The sequence below is a fragment of the Photobacterium marinum genome (assembly GCF_000331515.1).
Classification (GTDB): Bacteria; Pseudomonadota; Gammaproteobacteria; order Enterobacterales; family Vibrionaceae; genus Photobacterium; species Photobacterium marinum.
Map to the genome: position 1 here is coordinate 616403 of NZ_AMZO01000006.1, position 19324 is coordinate 635726.

Here is a 19324-nt window from a genome sequence, read left to right on the forward strand (position 1 = left end):
ACATATGTCGGGTTAGGCGGGCAGGAGAGTGCCCGCGCTACAGAGGTTGTAATTAATCGGTGTTACTTATTTTTGTTATCTACCAGCACTGCCAGCAGGATAACGACTGCTTTGGCAATCATCTGGTAGTAGGACGATACATCCAGCAGGTTTAGTGCGTTGTTCAGGAAGCCGATGATCAGGGCACCAATCAGAGTACCCATAATTCGGCCCTTACCACCGGCCAGACTGGTGCCACCAAGCACTACTGCAGCAATCGCATCCAGTTCGTATCCCATACCAGCAGTTGGCTGAGCCGATGAAAGACGAGAGGTAACGATAAGACCAGCCAGGGCTGCTAACAGGCCGCAGATTGCGTAGACGCCAATCTTGACGCGATCTACGTTGATGCCTGAAAGACGGGTTGCCGATTCGTTGCCGCCAAGAGCGTAAATGTAGCGGCCGAAGCGAGTGTGGTTCAGTAGGTACCAGACTGCGGCAAATACGATAACCATCAGCCAGATTGGTACAGGGATACCCATTGCGTAACCGGTACCGAACCATGCAAATGTGTCTGCAACATCAGTAAAGCCGGTAGAGATTGGTCGACCGTCGGTATAAACCATGGTGACACCGCGCAACAGGGTCATAGTAACAAGGGTGGCAATGAAAGCCTGGACCTTACCTTTGGCTATTATTACGCCGCTGATTGCGCCAAGAGCAGCGCCGGCCAGCAAAGCTGTCGGAACGGCAATAATTACTGGGATTTCCATCGCAATCATGCTGGCAGCAAACGCACCACACAGTGCCAGTACCGAGCCTACGCTCAGGTCGATACCTGCGGTCAGGATAACTAGGGTCATACCTACCGCGATGATGGCGTTAACGGATGTCTGACGCAGAATGTTCAGAATATTGTCAACGGTAAAGAAGTTCGGATTCAGGAAAGACACCACCACAATCAGGAAGATAAGTGCGATCAGTGACTTCTGTTCGATTAACCACTCTTTACTGAATAGCTTGGTGCTACCGGATTCAGGGGTCTTAGTCATAGCGTTGGTGCTCATGCTGCTACCTCATTAATTTGTTTACCTACAGCGCAGGCCAGAAGTTTTTCCTGGTCGGCATCGGCGGCCATAAATTCACCGCTGATCTGACCTTCATGCATGACCAGAATTCGGTCACTCATACCCAGCACTTCAGGCATTTCCGAAGAGACCAGAATGATGCTCATCCCTTCGGCTTTGAATTGGTTGATTAACTGATAAATCTCTTTTTTCGCACCGACGTCGACACCACGAGTTGGTTCGTCGAGGATCAGAACTTTAGGCTTGGTCATCAGGCCTTTGGCAATGGCAACTTTCTGTTGGTTACCGCCGGACAAGTTACCAATGATTTGATTTCTGCTCGGCGTTTTGATGTTGAACAGTCGGATAAAGTCTTCAACTGCGGTCACCTCATCGTAGTGATTGAGCTGAACACCTTTGGAAAGTTGTTCCAGCGAGCAGATGGACATGTTTTCCTTAACCGACAGTCCCAGGATCAGGCCGTCACCTTTACGATCCTCCGAAATGTAAGCGATACCGTTCGACAGACCATCCTGCGGGCTGATTGGGTTGATTGTTTTACCATCAAGCACAATATCGCCAGATTCACGGGGCAGGGCACCGAAGATTACTTTCATCAGCTCAGTTCGTCCTGCACCCATCAGGCCGGAAATTCCCAGAATTTCACCGCGATCCAGGTTAAAGCTGACGTTATGAACGCCGGAACCATTAAGGTTTTTTACTTCCAGGCAGGTTGTACCGTGTGTGACATCAATACGTGGGTACTGCTCATCCAGGCGGCGTCCAACCATCATTTCGATCATGGTGTCTTCATCGATGTCGGCTACCGCACGTTGGCCGATGAACTTACCGTCACGCAGTACTGTAATGTCGTCGCAGATCTCGAAAATTTCTTTCAGACGGTGAGAAATGTAGACGATACCGCAGCCTTCATCGCGCAGTTCGTTAATAACTTTAAACAGAGACTCAGTTTCGGTATCAGTCAGGGCATCAGTCGGTTCATCCATAATGATGACCTGAGACTTAAAGGATAGTGCCTTGGCGATCTCAACCATCTGCTGTTCGCCGAGGCTGAGTTCACCCAGCAGCTGGCGTGAGCTGTGTTTTACATTCAGGCGTTTCAGCAAGGCATCCGCTTCACGATACATTTCTGACCATTTAATACCGCCGAAGGCATTGGTTTTTTCTCGTCCCAAAAAGATGTTTTCAGCAATAGTCAGCTCAGGGATAAGGTTCAGTTCCTGGTGGATGATACTGATGCCGGCTTCCTGCGAATGGCGAGGACCGTTAAAGCTGACCGGTTGACCTTCGTAGCGGATTTCTCCGGCATCCTTGGTATAAATTCCGGTCAGTACCTTCATCAGGGTAGATTTACCGGCCCCGTTTTCTCCCATCAAAGCCATCACTTTGCCTGGGTAGACATTAAGGCAAGCATTATCAAGGGCTTTTACACCTGGGAATGCTTTATCAATGCCTTGTAGTTCTAAGATTGGCTGTTTCATGTCAGTTCCTTGCAATTCGTTACAAGATTGGGGTTTAGAACACTACGCCGGACTGGAAGATCACGTTGGCGTATGGGGTGCATTCCCCGGTGCGAACGACTGCTTTGCTGTTTTGGGTGTGGATCTTGAATTCTTCGTGGCTGACATAGCTAAGGTTAATTGATTTGCCGCATTGTGCTTCTTCTTCACGAATCAGCCCGATAAGTGCTTCGTGATGAGCTGGGCTGACTTTCATGAACTCTTCTGCCATGATAACGCCTTCAATCTGCATCTCACCAAGCACGGCTTTGACGGTTTCGATAAAGGTTGGCACACCAGGAATAAGCGCAAGATCGATACGTTGCGTTTCATTCGGAATCGGTAAGCCGGCATCACAGATGGTAATTTCGTCAGTATGTCCCAGAGTCGCGATGACGTATGACAATTCTGAATTGATGAGTGCGCTTTTTTTCATGGTTTGCACCTTATTCGAGCAGGGTATTGAAGCAAGATGAACAAGCCTGTGTGGCGTGGCATCCAAAATCATTTTTATTCATCGAAACGTTTACGCAAACGTTTCGATGACTGTAAATGTAGAGCGAAACGTTTCGATGTGCACTAACTATGCTTACAAAGTGTGACTCAAATCAGAACTATTATGCTTCTGGTGAATAAAAGAAGGGATGGATCACAACGTATCGTTGATATGTTTCATATTAACGATGATGAATCGTTTGCTTACCTGTGAGGCTGTGAATGGCTTGTGTCAGAGTAATGTAAGTTATTGCAAATTGTGTTTGAAAGCTTTGAGTTGAGAGCAGAAAAAGGCTTATCATTGACGCCCGAAGAATCCACTGAGGTTTGATGCTCAATATGGCCCTTTCCGTAACCAGCCTTTTACCCTTTACTCTGCTAATTGCACCAATTTCATTGTTTTGTCTGATGTTAGCACTGAAGAAAAGGAAAGTTTGGTTGATTCGCATTTCGTTGCTTGGGCTGGTGTTAACAGCAGTTCTACTGGTTCTTTCCCAGTATCTGGATTACAAACATTTCGTTGATTGTCTGTTGCAAGGCGCCGACTACAGCGCCTTTAGTGGAGATTGTATTCAGTTTACTAACTGAGCGTTGCGATAATTACCTGGGAAGAAGAGAAGCATGCCAGTGCATGCTTTCCTTCCTGAAGCTCATCCTGTTCATTTTCTTTCCTGTCGATGAGGGCACAAACCTCATCATTGTCATCAAGCCTTACTGATACTTCGGCGGAACTTTCATCATATTGTACGTGGCGAATGGTTCCACTTAGCTGGTTATCTAGTTGTGGGTCTGCTGGTGGCTCACTGCAAATTTCAATCGCGGGGCCCTTAACCAGGGCGACAACATCTTTACCCTTTTTTAGTTGCAGACGAACTGTGCTGCCATGAGTAATTGTCGCTATGACATGCTGACCACTTTGAAGCAGGATGAATACCCGATCGTGCAGGGCATGGTTTTCAATATCACTGATGGTGCCGAAGAACTGATTTCGCGCACTGGTCTGTAATGAGAATTTTGCCATTACACCAAGCAGGCTGTGCAGCGGTGCTTCATCATCGTTGAGCGCTTTCAGTCCCATATTCTGGATTGTATCGAGTAGATCATACATCTGAATCAGTCGTTCGCCGAAGCGGGTGACTGACGCGCCACCGCCTCCTTTGCCTCCCTTTTCACTAGTGATCAGCGGCGATTCTGAGCGGCTGTTCATATCTTTGATGGAATCAAAAGCAGCTTTGTAGCTAATCCCTGCTTGTTTAGCTCCCTGGCTGATTGAGCCGGTTTGCTGTATCGCTTTTAGCAGTGCGATACGACGAGGATTGGCAAACATCTTTCCGTTTTCTGAAAGGGTAAGCAGGGCATCGAAATCCATCATGGTGAATGCGGGTCCGTAGGGTTTCAGGGATAAAGGAGTCAGATACAAAGTATATCTGATTATTCAATGAGGTATAAGTCACTGCACCTAGGGGATGTTTGTTGTTGACGCTGTTGCAACAAAAAGCGAGAGCCGGAGCTCTCGCTTAATAGTTTTAAAGTCAAAGATGAAATTATGCAGTTTGCAGACTTTCTTCTTTTTCTGCTTCTGGCTCTGCTTCGATAAGACGGTTGAGGCGAGGAGCAATAATAACACAGACGATACCCACAACTGTTGATGCTGCAGCCAGCGCAAAGAAGTAGTTACCGTAAGAAGCCAAACTTTCAACTGGTGTCATTTCAACTTCGCCGGATGAAGACAGGCCAGCAACCCAGGCACCGGCTACGGAGGCAATTGCCAGCGTCATGTTCCATGCACCGTAGATAAAGCCACGGATACGGCTTGGGAACAGCTTAGCGATAGCAGACAGACCCAGCGCGGAGATTAGCAGCTCACCAATAGCAAACAGGAAGTGAGGTGCTGCAATCCAGAATGGGTTCAACATGCCGTTTTCGTCGCCGAAGTACTGAGAGAAGCCAGCGCAGCCGAAAGCCGCAGCACATACCAACATACCAAGTGCAAACTTACCTGGCATAGATAAGTCTTTGCCTTTCTCACCCAGAGTGGTGTAGATGTGGGCAAGAATCGGACTCAGGAAGATGACCCACATTGGGTTCAGTGACTGGTAAGAAACCGGGTTGACCGCGATACCAAATACTTCGGCTTCAACGTTGTTGATGGCGAAGAAGTTCAGTGATGTTGGCATTTGGTTGTACAGTACGAAGAATGCAAGAGCCTGAACCATCAGGACTAGACCAACAACCATACGCTTGCGGCTGGTTGGTGCTTCTTTCTTCATTTCCTTCATGATAAGGAATAGGATAACCAGAGCTGCGATACCCAGTACGGCTTGAGCCAGTGGCAGGTTAGTCAGCAAGTAGCTTGCTGCTGCGATGGCTAGCAATACACCAGACAGGAACAGGCTGTTGGTTTTGAACGGTACAGCATGTTTGTCGGCTTCGGTTGCTTCTTTGATCTTCTTGTTGAACAGAAGGTAAGTAACAACGTTAACTGTCATACCCACAGCAGACAGGATGAACGCTGAAGTCCAGCCGATGCTGTAAGCCATGATAGGCGCGCCAAGCTGAGCCAGGAATGCACCAATGTTGTTAACCATGTAGAACAGGGTGTATGCACCATCAAGACGCGGGTCATCTTTGTCATAAGATGCTGCGATGATAGTCGGAGGCGCAACACTACCGATACCACGACCTACAGCTACAGTACCCAGACCAATGAACACGAAGTGTGGCTGAGCTGTGATAGCTGAGTAGGCGATGATGAAGTAACCCAGGCCCTGGAAGAAGAAACCCCAGACCAGAGTACGTTTCGCACCTAAGATTTTATCGGCAAGCCAGCCACCAATGAACAGGATAGCGGCACCCAGTGCGGCGAACGCACCGAAAGTTGCAAAGGATGTTTTCTGGTCGATACCCAGTTCATCACCGAGGAATACCGGCAGAATTGCCCATAGGCTGTAGAACGACAAAGCCCACCAGAACTGGCATGAACAAAGGATATAAAAGGTTAACGGATGACGTTTTTTCATAACTTAGTCTCCATTAGTGCCGTAGCACTAAAATGCCTGGATGTAGAACGCTTTGTAAGCGCGGTACAACTCATAGATATCGAACTTGGAAGCCAGCTCGAACGGGGAGTGCATGGACAAAATGGCAGCACCGGCATCGATAGTGTTGATACCGTAGTGAGCCAGGTATTTCGCAACAGTACCGCCACCCCCTTCGTCAACTTTGCCCAGTAGGCCTGTTTGCCAGCTGATTTCGTTGTCGTCGAAGATGCGGCGCAGAGATGCTACGTATTCAGCATCTGCGTCATTGGAGGCAACTTTACCGCCATGACCTGTGTATTTGGTCAGAACCAGACCGTAACCCAGTTTTGAGGCATTCTGAGCATCGTGAACAGATTCGAACAGAGGGTTCAAGCCTGCGTTTACGTCAGAAGACAGGGCATAAGAGTTCCACAGACAGCGGCGTAGCATTTGGTCGTTATACTTGTCGCCAGCTTGGCGTACCAATAGTTCGCCTGTGAAGAATTCCAGGTAGCGGGACTCAAGGCCTGTAGAGCCGGTAGAACCGATTTCTTCTTTATCTACCAGGAAGCAAACTGCAGTTTGTTCTGGTGTTTCAATATCAAGGATGGCTTCAAGTGAGGTGTAAGCACAGATGCGGTCATCCTGTCCGTAGGCACCGACAATACCTTCATCAATACCTACATCGCGAGCGCTACCTGCAGGTACCAGCATCAACTCTGCTGAAATAAAATCGGCTTCTGTGAAGTCATATTTTTCATGCAGCTTGGTTAGGATATGATGCTTAACCTTATCTTTGATCTTCTTATCTTCGAACTCCATAGGGATAGAGCCGACGATAATTTGCAGCTCTTCACCTTTCAGAACTTCTGCTGCATTACGTTCACGCTGAACTTTCTTATCAAGGTGAGGTAATAGATCAGGAATCGTGAATACTGGATCCTGTGGATCTTCACCGATAGCAATATCAATGGTGCGACCGGACTTGGTGACAACAACACCGTGTAGTGCAAGCGGACGGGAAGCCCACTGATATTTCTTGATACCACCGTAGTAGTGGGTGCGCATCAGAGCCAGTTCACTTTTCTCGTAGATTGGATTTGGTTTGATGTCTAAACGAGGGGAATCAATATGGGAAACGACATAGCGGATACCATCTCTGATCGGACGTTTACCGACAACAGTCAATACAACGTTTTTATTACGATTGATAAAGTAGACTTTGTCGCCTGCTTTTAATTCTTCGAATTCATTGATAGGGCGGAAGCCATGTTGTTCAGCTTCTTTTATTGCTGCTTTAACACATTGGCGTTCGGTTTTTCCGATATTCAAAAAGTGTTTGTAGTTTTTACAAAAATGATTGATAGCCTCAATTTGTTCATCTTTGAGGTTGAGCCAGCCATTTTTGAATTCCAGCGTTTCCATTGCATAACTCCAAATGTATGTGTTGAACATTCGGAGCGGAGATTATCATTCTATTAACTTATCTTTTTGTGAGCACTATCTTCTTATAGAACAAATAACAGCGGAATAATCCTCCATGTGGATATTGATAAGGTGATATTTAATTTGTTGTTTTGTTGTTTTGATGGGTTTGAGATAAAAAAATCACCAAGAGCATTTCAAATTCAAAAACACCCTGCACTATCCCGTATCTTCTATGTTTTATTGCTTGACGGTTGAATTGATTTTTATGAGAAAAGAATACTATTTTATTAGGAATGTTTAATAATTTGAGCGTGAAATTAAAGCAGTGGGACATTGTTGGCTTGGTATGCAACTGAACCAATATATTTTTTAATTTTTGATATTAGAAATACTAATGCAATGGTGGGTCTGGTATGAAATGTGACCTGTGTTGAGTTTTTTCATAAGTTATTAATGTGCCAGAGAAAATTGGTAATATTGACTACTATAAGGGCAAAAGTTTCCTATCGTAGTCAAATTATTTGTTTTTTATAACTAAAAGCAGGGTCATGATGACTCATATATTGCCTAAACAGCTAAAAACATATGACCTGTGTATCATAAATGTCTAATTCTCAGAGTTTTTATCCTGCAACAGGGCATTGCTCACAAAAAAATAAACATTACTAATTATAATCGCCTTCAAGTTGTTAAGGATAAGAAGTTATCTCGACAGGAATTAAAGACAACATATATAAAGCACCCAATAGATAATGACAGTCCTTTGGCTATCAAATTTAAAATGCTAACAAGTGAACTATGACATAAATCACTGTTTGCATTTACCGCAGGGCTTAATAGGTCTGCGTTGTAAAACTGATTTGTTTTGAAGTGTCATAACTAGTCCAAATAAATAAAGCCTTATATAGATGCTGAGTTTGGTTTAGATGACATGTGTTAGTGAAAATAAAAATCGGTGAAAAATATGTCAGAACTATACGATGTCATAATTATTGGTGGTGGCTCAGGCGGTATGTCTGCCGGTGTTTACGCAGCCCGCGGAAAAATGAAGACGCTTATTATTGAAGATAAGCGCAATACAGGCGGTCAGGCAGCAACAACAAGCGAAATGGAAAACTACCCAGGCATTCTGGAAGCAACTGGTCCGCAGCTGATGGATATGTTCCGTGACCACTGTAATAAGTTTGGTGTCGAGTTTGCCCGCGGTTTGATCACAGATATCAGCATCGCTGAAGACGGCTTCATCAAAACACTGAAAACCAGCAAAGGTGAAGAGTTCCAGACTAAAAGTATCATTGTTGCAACCGGTGCAACACCTCGAATCCTTGGCATCAAGGGTGAATCGGAGTTCCGTGGTAAAGGTGTTTCTTACTGTGCAACGTGTGATGCAGACTTCTATGAAGAACTGGATGTTGTGGTAGTTGGTTCAGGTAACACTGCGGTTGAAGAATCCGTATTCCTGACCAAGTTTGTTAACAAAGTCACCATGATTGTACTGCATGAACAGGGCATTCTGGATGCGGATCGTACCGCTCAGGAACAGGCTTTCGCCAACGATAAGATTGAGTTCGTATGGAACTCTGTGGTGGAAGAAATCTGCGGAGATGAGTTGGTTAACGGTGTAAAACTGAAGAACCTGAAAACAGGTGAAATCAGTGAACTGACTACAGACGGTGTGTTCATGTTTGTCGGTACTGTGCCGAAGACAGATTTCGTTAAGGATCTGATTGAACTGACTCCGCAAGGCTATGTGATCACCAACGAGAAGCAGGAAACCAGCGTACCGGGTATTTTCGCGGCTGGTGACGTAACCGATAAATTCCTGCGTCAGGTAGTAACAGCCGCCGGCGATGGTGCGGTAGCAGCAGTAGCAGCAGACCGTTACATCGAAGAAGAAGAAAACTGGCGCAAGTCTGTGGCTGAGTTTGGCGGCACTGCAATGGTGGCATTCTGGAACCCGCTGAGCAAAGAGAGCCTTGATGTAATCAACGAGCTTGAAGGGCATTGTAAAGAGCACCCTGAACAGCGTGTGGTGACTATCGATACCTATAAGAGCCAGAACATTGCCAACCGCTTTAATGTAAAAGAAGTGCCGGTCGTAATTCGATTTGACGCTGGGCAGGAAGCCAAGCGTGTGGATGTGAAGGATATCGCTGAGTTAGAAACTCTGTATTAAGGAAAAACAATGATCGAATTAAGCAAAGAGAACTTCGATTCTGAAGTGAATATTGAAGGCGTCGTTCTTGTTGATTTTTGGAGCGAAAACTGTGGCCGCTGCATTGAACTGATGCCAGACGTAATGAAACTGGCTGAGAAATACGGCGAAGACATCAAATTCTGCAAGCTGAACATTCAGGGCAACCGCCGTTTGGCTATGGCGCAGAAAGTGATGGGCCTGCCTTCAATCGTTTTCTACAAGAACGGTGAAAAAGTAAAGCACCTATCTGGTGAAGAGCTTGAGATCGAAGAGATCGCACAAGAAGTAGAAAGCTTCATCGCTGAAAAAGCGTAAGGCTGAACCGGTCTCGCAGAGAGGCTGATAGAAAGAATTTGTATTTAATAGGTTATCTGACCTGTTGGCACAAATAAAAAGCATGGTGTTTGAGGATTTATTCTTGTTCCCACGCTTTTAGTTAAACCCATGTTATCGCAGTTATCTGCTTAACATGACCTTAGTAATCTGTACCCTTGGAGTGAAAAATGCTCAAAGATAAGAAAGTAGTTATCTTGGGAGACAGAGACGGTGTACCAGGACAGGCTATCGAAGCTTGTATCAAATCTGCTGGCGCACATGTTCTATTCTCCACTACTGAGTGTTTCGTCTGAACCAGCGCAGGTGCTATGGATCTGGAAAACCAAAAGAGGATTAAAGGTTTTGCTGACGAGTTCGGCCCAGAGAATCTGGTAGTCGTACTTGGTGGCGCTGAAGCAGAAGCTTCAGGCCTGGCTTGTGAAACCGTTACAAACGGCGATCCTACTTTTGCCGGACCATTAGCCGGAGTCCAGTTAGGACTCTCTTGTTATCATGTGGTTGAGCCGGAAATTAAAGACAATGTGGATCCTGCAGTCTACGACGAGCAGGTAAGCATGATGGAAATGGTACTTGATGTCGATGCCATCGTGGCAGAGGTTAAAGAGTATCGTGAGCAATTTGGTAAGTATGTTTAATCGGGAGAAAGATTGTGTTCGCTAATAAGACAGTGATCATTCTCGGAGACCGCGATGGCGTACCTGGTCAGGCAATCGAAGCTTGCATGAAAACTACAGGTGCTCACGTTGCTTTCTCTACTACAGAATGTTTCGTCTGAACAAGCGCTGGCGCAATGGATCTTGAGAACCAAAAGCGGATTAAAGCCCTAGCCGATGAAAAAGGCGCCGAGAATCTGGTTGTGATTCTGGGTGGCGCAGAAGCTGAAGCTTCTGGCCTGGCTTGCGAAACCGTCACCACCGGCGATCCGACTTTTGCAGGACCATTGGCGGGAGTCCAGTTAGGACTTTCTTGTTATCACGTGGTTGAAGACGAAGTTAAAAATGCCGTCGATCCGGCTGTTTATGAAGAGCAGGTTGGAATGATGGAAATGGTACTTGATGTCGATGCTATCAAAGCGGAAATGCAACAATACCGCAGCGAAACTGCATTAGCATAAGTATATCTCAATGCTGGTTCGGATCTGTTTTTCAACAGGCAGGTTCGAACCTTTTATCCGGCTCGGATGCAGGAGTAACAATGGGATACGCAGTAATTAAAGGCGTGAGCTACGTGCTCGCCCATACCCCAGATGTGTTGATTCAACACGGTTCTGTGCAAGTACAGACTCGGGCAAAAGACCCGTCAGACAGCTATTTGCAGCAACTGAACGCTCACCTTCGCCCATACGAAGATGTTGTATCATACCCAGCGAACCAGTGTTATATCGGTAACCTTACCCCCCAGCAATTAGCAGAGATCCCACAGCCTTGGTATGAGAATAAAGAACATACTTCTCAGCAGGGCAAGTTCGGTGAAATCTACTGCCAGGAACTATTTTACGCCATGTTAAACCACGTTGACGTGTTTAACCTGGTTTACTTTACCCCTGAGTTCATCGAAACCTACCAGGAAAAGATCAGCCACCACCCACTTTACGGTGACGTCGATTTGATGGCTGGTCATCAGGTAATCTCAAAAGATGAGATTCTGGCGATGGCTGAGAATCATCAGGCTGAAGTGCTGATGATGAACGGTGAACTTGCGGGCTGTGTGAAAGCAGCACACGACGAAGATGAAAACCTGTCTGCACATATCATGCTGGAAAACCTTTGTACTAAGGCATCCGGTGTAATGTCTGCAATGCACCTGAAGCAGCAGGGCATCGATCTTGAGTCGGTTGAATACATTATCGAATGTTCAGAAGAAGCATGCGGTGATATTAACCAGCGCGGTGGCGGTAACTTTGCTAAAGCTATCGGTGAAGTTGTTGGTTGTACCATGGCATCAGGCTCTGACGTTCGTGGTTTCTGTGCAGCACCTGCACACGCAATGACTCAGGCTTCAGCACTGGTTAAAGCGGGTATCTTCAAGAATGTTATGGTTGTCGCCGGTGGCGCAGTTGCCAAACTGGGCATGAACGGCCGTGACCATGTTAAACATGACATGCCGGTTCTGGAAGACTGCCTGGCTGGTTTTGCCTGCCTGGTTAGCGAGAACGATGGCGTAAGCCCTGAAATCAACACTGATATCGTGGGTCGTCACCAGATCGGTACTGGTTCATCTCCACAGGCAGTAATGACTGCGCTGATTGCCAACCCGCTGAAAGCAGCCGGTATGGCAATGACAGATGTCGACAAATACTCCGTCGAAATGCAAAACCCTGAAATCACTAAGCCTGCCGGCGCAGGTAACGTGCCAGAATCAAACTACAAGATGATTGCGGCACTGGCAGTGAAAGAAGGCCAACTGGAACGTACTCAGCTTCCTAGTTTCGTTCAGGAACACGGTATGACTGGCTTTGCGCCAACTCAGGGCCACATCCCGTCAGGTGTTCCGTTCCTTGGCTTCGGCCGTGAAATGATCATGAACGGCGACATCAACAACTTCATGATGGTCGGTAAGGGCAGCTTGTTCCTTGGCCGTATGACTAACCTGTTCGATGGTCTGAGCTTTGTTGTTCAGAAGAACAGCGGTAAGCAGAGTGAAGTATTCGACGAGGCTCAGGTTAAACAGGTAGTTGCTCAGGCAATGCGTGATGTAGCTGAGAACTTGCTTAATCGTGAACAGGGCGAGCAGTAATCGGAGGTTGCTATGAGTAACATCAATCGACAACTTTCCGACACCTTCAACGCCATGGCTGATGGCCTGCTGAGTGGTCAGTTCGGTAAGAAACTGCGTATCGGCCTGACTTTGGCTGGCAGCGAACATGGCCCTGAAGAACTGCTTCGTGGTGCTCAACTGGCCGCTCGCCAGTACAGCGACATCGAACCTGTTCTCATTGGTTGCGAAGGTCCTGACTGTGGTTTTGAGTGCTATCCGGCAGCGGACCTGCACGAATGCCACCAGGTGATGGAAAAACTGTTTGCCGACAAGAAAATTGATGGCTGTGTAACTTTGCACTATGCCTTCCCGCTGGGTGTCAGCACCATGGGTAAAGTTGTTACCCCTGGTATCGGTCGCGAAATGATTATCGCATCAACTACCGGTACCTCTGATACCAACCGTCAGGCAGCGATGCTGAAAAATACCATCTACGGTATTGCGCTGGCGAAAGCCTGCGGCATTGAAAAGCCAACTGTTGGTGTGCTGAACATTGATGGCGAAGCGTTGTGCGAAAGAAGCCTGCGTGAACTGGCAGAAGCGGGTTATGACATCAACTTTGCAGAGTCAGCACGTGCTGACGGCGGCATCGCAATGCGCGGTAACGACCTGCTGCAAGGTACACCTGATGTCATGGTAACAGACAGCCTGACCGGTAACCTTCTGATGAAGATGTTCTCATCCTTTACCACTGGTGGTAGCTACGAAGCTTCAGGCTACGGCTACGGTCCTGGTTTGGGTGAGGGCGCAGACAAGCTGGTAAATATCATCTCGAGAGCGTCTGGCGCACCGGTTGTGGCAGGAGCCATGAGATTGTGTGCTGACGCAGCAAAAGGGAATGTTATGAAGCGTGTCGATGAAGAGTGGGAAGCCGCATCACTGGCAGGTTTGAATAGCGCGCTGGCTAAGTACAAGCAGCCAAAGCAACCAACAGAAGCGAAGGCTGAAGTGACCGCGCCACCTGAGAAGGTGACAGACGCAGACATCGGCGGTATCGATATCCTTGAGATTGAAGATGCCTGCCAGGTGCTGTGGAAAGCGAACATTTTTGCCCGCACAGGTATGGGCTGTACTGGTCCTATCGTACTGGTTGCAAAAGAAGATTTGGAACAGGCCAAAGCAGTGTTAACTGAAGCGAAATACATTGGTTAATACCGGCAAAGCCTGACAAGGCTCCAGCCAGTCCAATTCGATAGTAATAGAAAGAAATAAACGTGAGCGCGAAATCGGCAGCTCGGAGAGTAGCGCTCTTGCCGTCCGCTGTAAGGATTTAGAAATGACAGATTCAGTAGTACGTCTGACGCAGATGACCAAAAAAGCTGGGTGAGCCGCTAAAATTGGCCCTAAGGCCATGGCGCAGGTTCTGCGTTCCATTTCACCCCTATTTCCCCAACAAGCATATCCTGATCTGATGGTTGGGTTGACGGTAAGTGATGATGCTGCCGTCTACAAAATCACTGACGATGTTGCTGTGATTCAAACATTGGACTTTTTTACTCCAATCGTTGATGACCCGTACGACTTTGGTGCCATTGCCGCCGCAAATGCGTTGAGCGATGTGTATGCCATGGGCGGACAGGTAACATTGGCAATGAACATCTTTTGTGTTCCCGGTGATCTTCCTGAAGAGATCGTTGGCCAGATCCTCAAAGGTGGTGCGGAGAAAGTCCGTGAAGCTGGCGCGGTATTGGTCGGTGGTCACACCGTCGAAGACAGCGAACCAAAATTCGGTTTGTCTGTCATGGGTACAATTCATCCTTCCAAAGTGCAAACCAAAGCTGCCGTTGAAAACGGCGACGTTCTGGTACTGACCAAGCCAATTGGTACCGGCTTGATTTCAACCGCTGCAAAACGGGGTAAGGCGAGTCAGAAGGCGATTAAAGCCTCAACAGACAGCATGAAAAAGCTTAACCGTAAAGCGGCGGAGATTTTTGCCCGGTATCCGGTGAAAGCCTGTACTGATGTGACTGGTTATTCGCTGTTAGGCCATGCATTAGAAATGGCTGAAAAGAGCGAAGTGTGCATGCACTTTAACGCAACACAGGTACCGTTCCTTACTGAAGCTGAAGATTACGCCGAGCAAGGCCTGTTCCCAGGCGGAGCTAAGCGCAACCTGGATGCCTACAAGGAAGATATTGAGTTTGCCTCTGAACTGGATGAAATCTGGCATAGCAAGCTATGTTGCCCGGAAACTTCCGGCGGCTTGCTGGCAGCTGTACCTAAAGATTGTCTGGATGCTTTATTGACTGAATTTAGCAATTGTGAAGAACCATGTTGGGTTGTCGGCAACGCCGAAAACGGTAGCGGCATTAAGGTTTCCTGAAGCCGCCCTGAACCCAATTGACGCTTGTTTGGAGATATAAATGAAACTCGAACTAGGCAACATTCATGTTCGCGATCTGGCTTTCGGGCCGGTGAGCGAAGTAAAAGAAAACACCGTGGTGATCGATCAGCAAGCCCTGACCGGCTACTTGTCAGAATTGGATCACCGTATCCGCTCTATTGAACTATCAATCGCGAAACCTGGTGACAGCATCCGCATCATGCCAGTGAAAGATGCGATTGAACCTCGCGTAAAAGTGAGCGGTGCAGGTAGCATCTTCCCTGGACGTCACCTAGGTGAAGAAGCAATGGTGGGTGAAGGTCGTACACACGTTCTGAAAGGTATGGCTGTTATCACTACTGGTGAGGTTGTCGGTTTCCAGGAAGGTATCCTGGATATGAGCGGCCCTGGTGCAGATTACACTCCATTCTCCTCAACCATGAACCTGGTTATCCAGTGTGAAGTGGATGACTCTTGCGACCAGTACGATCACGAAGGTGTACTTCGTCTGGTTGGTTTGGAAGCAGGTCGCTGGATTGGTAAGTTGGCTGCTGATGTAGAGCCAGACGAGATCCACACTTACGAAACTAAGCCTCTGCTGGAGCAGGCTGCTGAGTATCCTAACTTGCCAAAAGTTGGTTATGTTTACATGCTTCAGAGCCAAGGCCTTCTACACGACACTTACTGCTACGGTGTTGACGTGAAAGGCATGTTGCCAACACTGCTTTACCCAACAGAAGTAATGGACGGCGCAATCATCAGTGGTAACTGTGTATCTGCGTGTGATAAGAACACCAGTTTTGTTCACCAGAACAGCCCGGTTATTTACGACCTGTACCGTCACCACGGTTCGAAGTACAACTTCATGGGCGTAATTGTCACTAACGAAAACGTGACTTTGCGTGATAAAGAACGTTCTTCTAACTACGTTGTTAAGCTTGCTAAACAAATGGGCTGGGATGCAGCAATCGTTAGTGAGGAAGGCTTCGGTAACCCTGACGCTGACCTTATGATGAACTGTGCCAAGCTTGAAGCTGCTGGTATCAAGACAGTTCTGCTGACTGACGAATACGCTGGTCAGAACGGTGAAAGCCAGTCACTTGCTGACTCTCACAAGAGTGCAGACGCAGTAGTTACTAACGGTAACGCAAACCAGTTGGTAACACTTCCTGCAATGGACAAAGTGATCGGTCACGACCGTTACGCTGATATGGTTGCTGGTGGTTTCCAGGGCAGCTTGCATGAAGATGGCTCTATCACGGTTGAGATACAAGCTATTCTTAGCGCAACCAGTGAACTTGGCTACCATAACCTGACCACTAAAGCAAGCTAAGCGAGGATACTCACATGACATTGAAAGTCGTTTACTATTTGAACCAGTTCTTCGCTCAGAAAGGTGGCGAAGAAATGGCCCACACTCCAATGGAAGTGACTGAGGGCACCATCGGTGTTGGTACTCAGGTTAACACCATGCTGGGTGAAAAGGCTGAAGTTACTCATACCATTGTTTGTGGTGACTCATACTTCAACGAAAATGAAAGCCTGTGCTGCCATAACCTTCAGGAAATTCTGGCATCACTGAAACCTGACTTGGTTATTGCCGGTCCTGCTTTCAACGCCGGCCGTTACGGCATGGCTTGTGGTACGGTAGCTAAAGTTGCTCACGAAATGGGCATCACTACTATCACAGGTATGTACCCTGAAAACCCTGGTTACGAACTGTTCCGTCAGTACGCTTACATGGTTGAAACAGGCAACAGCGCAGCAAGTATGCGTAAAGCTATTCCTGCGATGGTTAAACTGATTAACCGTTATGTTGAAACAGATGGCGAACTAGGATCACCAGAAGAAGCTGGCTATATGCCTCGCGGTATCCGCCTAAACTTCTTTGCTGAAAAACGTGGTGCAGAGCGTGCAGTTGATTTGTTGATTGCCAAGCTTGCTGGTTCTGAGTTCACAACAGAATACCCAATGCCGGCATTTGACCGTGTTGAACCTCAGCCACCAGTTGAAATGATGAGCACAGCTAAGATTGCGCTTGTTACTTCAGGCGGTGTTGTTCCTAAGGGCAACCCAGACCATATTGAATCATCAAGTGCTTCTAAGTACGGTGAATACAGCATTGCTGGTCTTGAAGCGCTAACGGCAGAGACTCATGAAACAGCACACGGCGGATATGACCCAGTTGCTTGCAACCAAGACCCTAACCGAGTTCTTCCAGTCGACGTGTTGCGAGACATGGAAAGAGAAGGCGTTATCGGTAGCCTCCATGACATGTTCTACACCACGGTCGGTAATGGTACGGCGGTCGCGAAGGCGAAAGAATACGGCGCTGAGATTGCGATGAAACTGCAGAAAGCCGGTGTTACAGCTGCTATCTTTACTTCCACTTGAGGCACTTGTACCCGTTGCGGCGCAACGATGCTAAAAGAAATCGAAAAAGTAATGCCTGTAGTTCACGTTCTAACTGTTGTGCCAATCTCTAAAACAGTTGGTGCAAACCGTATTGTTCCTGCAATTGCGATCCCTCACCCACTGGGTGATCCAAAGATGCAGCCAAAAGAAGAGAAATACGCACGTCGTCAGCTAGTTGAGAAAGCACTAAATGCGCTTCAGACTAAGATTGATGAGCAAACCGTGTTCTAATTACCTCTTCAGGTAGATGTGAAAGCACTAAAGCCAGCCGGTTATCGGCTGGCTTTTTTTGTGTCTGGGTGTTTGTAGCGAGAATAGAAGGCCAAGCTTAGTGCTGAAGTTTAGAGGATACAGATTACTGAACAAAGGTAGAGCAGAGAGGTAACTTTGAAGGGGAGGAGAGAAAGCTCCCCGCATATACGGGGAGCCGAATAAATAGTAGAAAAGCAAAATAGAAGTAGGAAGCGTAAAAGTTAGTTCAGTTCCTTAAAGCCAAGCGAGTTTAGACATGACTTAATGAGCTGCAAATCAATGTATTGAAAATCTGAACTTTGTTTTACCGGGAAGTTGGCATTTATCTCATCTTCAGTCAGAGTCAGGTGCTTCGGATTCGTCTTACAGAGGATCTGGTAGCGTTCTATTGCCTGCTCAATTTTATCCAGAGAATCCATATCCAGTTCTTCCTGGCTGTTTAAAATAAGAATACTGCGATATGGCGTTTCATGAGGTTTAACACTTCCTGCTAACGGGTGGGAAATAAGTTTTCCACCAAGGTGGACCTTATCCCTTACTAACATGAGTACGTCATTAATGTTATTTCTTTGAGTTAATTTAACCTGAGTGTTTAATTCAGCAATGCTTGGGTTGTTGCTGACAATTTCGAGTTTGTCGTATCTCACAATGTTGTCCCTAAACGAATAGTTTCATCAAATTACAATAAGAACTGTTCTGTTGGTTATAAAATATTCAATTGGTTGCTGTTATTATAATAGAACTGGAGTTGATATTAGCGGCTTCAGCTCTTGTTTTTTGCTACTGCTTATTAATATTAGTAAAACTAATCTCTGTCATTACATATTTGAATGGGGATATTGTTAATTTGATTATGCTTGTGAATAAAATGTTTTGATTGTGTGTTTATTCTCGAAAATTGAGAAAGGGGCTACCGATTAATTAAATCAAAAAATGTTAACCAGTTAACCAAATAGGCAACTGGTTTTATATTTGTTTGTGTTTGCTGATGAAGTCACAAATCATAATTCAACTACTTTTAAATCATAATCTTATGCGCTAAATTACACCCATCGAAACGCGGAAGTGGATGGGGTCTGGTGGCCCTCCCGGTCTTCAAAACCGACGTGAGCTGAATAGGCTTTGGCAGGTTCGATTCCTGCTCCTTCCGCCAACTCTAACGCAGTTTTTATTACAAAATGTTAGCGTTGGAATATCGATATAAAAGTATATAAGTTACTAAATTGTGTAGTTTATATCGGGGTTGAAATGATGATTACTTGCTTATTTTTATAATCATTTACACCCTATAATAATGCGGAAGTGGATGGGGTCTGGTGGCCCTCCCGGTCTTCAAAACCGACGTGAGCTGAATAGGCTTTGGCAGGTTCGATTCCTGCTCCTTCCGCCAATCTGACTTTTCTCTTTGTTTTCACTAAGTCAGGTTGCTGATTATAACAATGGATTCCCTTTTGGCTGTTCATTATTAATTCAGGGTAAGAAGAGTGACGGTGGCAATCATATTCGCCAAACTAATTCAGATTATTAGTTTTCAT

16 protein-coding genes and 2 tRNA genes are annotated in these 19324 nt (G+C 46.5%); 11 read left to right on the top strand and 7 right to left on the bottom strand.

All coding sequences use genetic code 11. The features are described 5' to 3' along the window. Nucleotides 1–62: 62 nt before the first annotated feature. From rbsC to C942_RS07110, 6 genes are all read right to left on the bottom strand, one after another. Nucleotides 63–1046, bottom strand: a complete 984-nt coding sequence (gene rbsC, locus C942_RS07080) for a ribose ABC transporter permease (protein ID WP_007464060.1) — start codon at nucleotides 1044–1046, stop codon at nucleotides 63–65. Further along, the gene (gene rbsA / locus C942_RS07085) at nucleotides 1043–2548 is read right to left on the bottom strand and encodes a ribose ABC transporter ATP-binding protein RbsA (protein ID WP_007464061.1); all 1506 of its coding nucleotides are present in this window, start codon (nucleotides 2546–2548) and stop codon (nucleotides 1043–1045) included. The genes rbsC and rbsA overlap by 4 nt, the downstream gene beginning before the upstream one ends. A gap of 34 nt (nucleotides 2549–2582) precedes the next feature. After that, entirely contained in the window at nucleotides 2583–3002 is a 420-nt protein-coding gene (rbsD, locus tag C942_RS07090) for a D-ribose pyranase (RefSeq protein ID WP_007464064.1), read from the bottom strand. 639 nt (nucleotides 3003–3641) lie between these two features. Next, nucleotides 3642–4433, bottom strand: coding sequence for a TOBE domain-containing protein (locus C942_RS07100; protein WP_007464068.1), 792 nt, complete (start codon nucleotides 4431–4433; stop codon nucleotides 3642–3644). A gap of 172 nt (nucleotides 4434–4605) precedes the next feature. Beyond that, nucleotides 4606–6081, bottom strand: a complete 1476-nt coding sequence (locus C942_RS07105; protein WP_007464070.1) for an oligopeptide:H+ symporter — start codon at nucleotides 6079–6081, stop codon at nucleotides 4606–4608. Between the two features lie 27 nt (nucleotides 6082–6108). Next, nucleotides 6109–7506 carry an aminopeptidase gene (locus C942_RS07110; protein WP_007464072.1) on the bottom strand — a complete coding sequence of 466 codons (1398 nt, stop codon included), beginning with the start codon at nucleotides 7504–7506 and terminating at the stop codon, nucleotides 6109–6111. 967 nt (nucleotides 7507–8473) lie between these two features. On the opposite strand from C942_RS07110, the gene trxB reads away from it, so the two are divergent. The 9 genes from trxB (at nucleotide 8474) to grdB (ending at nucleotide 17768) form a co-directional block, all read left to right on the top strand. Continuing rightward, the gene (gene trxB / locus C942_RS07115; RefSeq protein WP_036798973.1) at nucleotides 8474–9685 is read left to right on the top strand and encodes a thioredoxin-disulfide reductase; all 1212 of its coding nucleotides are present in this window, start codon (nucleotides 8474–8476) and stop codon (nucleotides 9683–9685) included. A gap of 9 nt (nucleotides 9686–9694) precedes the next feature. Beyond that, entirely contained in the window at nucleotides 9695–10021 is a 327-nt protein-coding gene (gene trxA / locus C942_RS07120) for a thioredoxin TrxA (protein ID WP_007464076.1), read from the top strand. Nucleotides 10022–10209: 188 nt separating this feature from the next. Then, nucleotides 10210–10677, top strand: a complete 468-nt coding sequence (grdA, locus tag C942_RS07130; protein ID WP_083882316.1) for a glycine/sarcosine/betaine reductase complex selenoprotein A — start codon at nucleotides 10210–10212, stop codon at nucleotides 10675–10677. Between the two features lie 14 nt (nucleotides 10678–10691). Further along, on the top strand, nucleotides 10692–11156 hold the full coding sequence (grdA, locus tag C942_RS07135; protein WP_157097639.1) for a glycine/sarcosine/betaine reductase complex selenoprotein A: 465 nt from the start codon (nucleotides 10692–10694) through the stop codon (nucleotides 11154–11156). Between the two features lie 80 nt (nucleotides 11157–11236). Continuing rightward, the gene (gene grdC / locus C942_RS07140; protein WP_007464080.1) at nucleotides 11237–12778 is read left to right on the top strand and encodes a glycine/sarcosine/betaine reductase complex component C subunit beta; all 1542 of its coding nucleotides are present in this window, start codon (nucleotides 11237–11239) and stop codon (nucleotides 12776–12778) included. Between the two features lie 12 nt (nucleotides 12779–12790). Further along, nucleotides 12791–13951: a glycine/sarcosine/betaine reductase complex component C subunit alpha gene (grdD, locus tag C942_RS07145; RefSeq protein ID WP_007464083.1), complete on the top strand. Its 1161-nt coding sequence runs from the start codon at nucleotides 12791–12793 to the stop codon at nucleotides 13949–13951. 124 nt (nucleotides 13952–14075) lie between these two features. Next, nucleotides 14076–15122: a selenide, water dikinase SelD gene (gene selD, locus C942_RS07150; protein ID WP_083882317.1), complete on the top strand. Its 1047-nt coding sequence runs from the start codon at nucleotides 14076–14078 to the stop codon at nucleotides 15120–15122. 40 nt (nucleotides 15123–15162) lie between these two features. Then, on the top strand, nucleotides 15163–16455 hold the full coding sequence (locus C942_RS07155) for a glycine/sarcosine/betaine reductase component B subunit (protein WP_007464087.1): 1293 nt from the start codon (nucleotides 15163–15165) through the stop codon (nucleotides 16453–16455). 14 nt (nucleotides 16456–16469) lie between these two features. Beyond that, on the top strand, nucleotides 16470–17768 hold the full coding sequence (gene grdB, locus C942_RS07160; protein ID WP_083882318.1) for a glycine reductase complex selenoprotein B: 1299 nt from the start codon (nucleotides 16470–16472) through the stop codon (nucleotides 17766–17768). A gap of 242 nt (nucleotides 17769–18010) precedes the next feature. On the opposite strand, the gene C942_RS07170 is transcribed toward grdB, so the two are convergent. Continuing rightward, on the bottom strand, nucleotides 18011–18436 hold the full coding sequence (locus tag C942_RS07170; protein ID WP_007464088.1) for a GrdX family protein: 426 nt from the start codon (nucleotides 18434–18436) through the stop codon (nucleotides 18011–18013). A 414-nt stretch (nucleotides 18437–18850) separates the two neighbouring features. On the opposite strand from C942_RS07170, the gene C942_RS07175 reads away from it, so the two are divergent. Together C942_RS07175 and C942_RS07180 are read left to right on the top strand one after the other, a co-directional pair. Further along, nucleotides 18851–18942, top strand: a tRNA-Sec gene (locus C942_RS07175). A 145-nt stretch (nucleotides 18943–19087) separates the two neighbouring features. Further along, a tRNA-Sec gene (locus C942_RS07180) sits at nucleotides 19088–19179 on the top strand. Nucleotides 19180–19324: the final 145 nt, after the last annotated feature.

Bases quoted from the DNA above. Each gene is read 5' to 3' on its own strand.
- rbsD (WP_007464064.1), bottom strand. From the start codon at position 3,002: ATGAAAAAAAGCGCACTCATCAATTCAGAATTGTCATACGTCATCGCG.
- grdC (WP_007464080.1), top strand. From the start codon at position 11,237: ATGGGATACGCAGTAATTAAAGGCGTGAGCTACGTGCTCGCCCATACC.
- C942_RS07105 (WP_007464070.1), bottom strand. From the start codon at position 6,081: ATGAAAAAACGTCATCCGTTAACCTTTTATATCCTTTGTTCATGCCAG.
- trxB (WP_036798973.1), top strand. From the start codon at position 8,474: ATGTCAGAACTATACGATGTCATAATTATTGGTGGTGGCTCAGGCGGT.
- rbsC (WP_007464060.1), bottom strand. From the start codon at position 1,046: ATGAGCACCAACGCTATGACTAAGACCCCTGAATCCGGTAGCACCAAG.
- rbsA (WP_007464061.1), bottom strand. From the start codon at position 2,548: ATGAAACAGCCAATCTTAGAACTACAAGGCATTGATAAAGCATTCCCA.
- C942_RS07110 (WP_007464072.1), bottom strand. From the start codon at position 7,506: ATGGAAACGCTGGAATTCAAAAATGGCTGGCTCAACCTCAAAGATGAA.
- C942_RS07155 (WP_007464087.1), top strand. From the start codon at position 15,163: ATGAAACTCGAACTAGGCAACATTCATGTTCGCGATCTGGCTTTCGGG.
- grdD (WP_007464083.1), top strand. From the start codon at position 12,791: ATGAGTAACATCAATCGACAACTTTCCGACACCTTCAACGCCATGGCT.
- C942_RS07100 (WP_007464068.1), bottom strand. From the start codon at position 4,433: ATGATGGATTTCGATGCCCTGCTTACCCTTTCAGAAAACGGAAAGATG.
- trxA (WP_007464076.1), top strand. From the start codon at position 9,695: ATGATCGAATTAAGCAAAGAGAACTTCGATTCTGAAGTGAATATTGAA.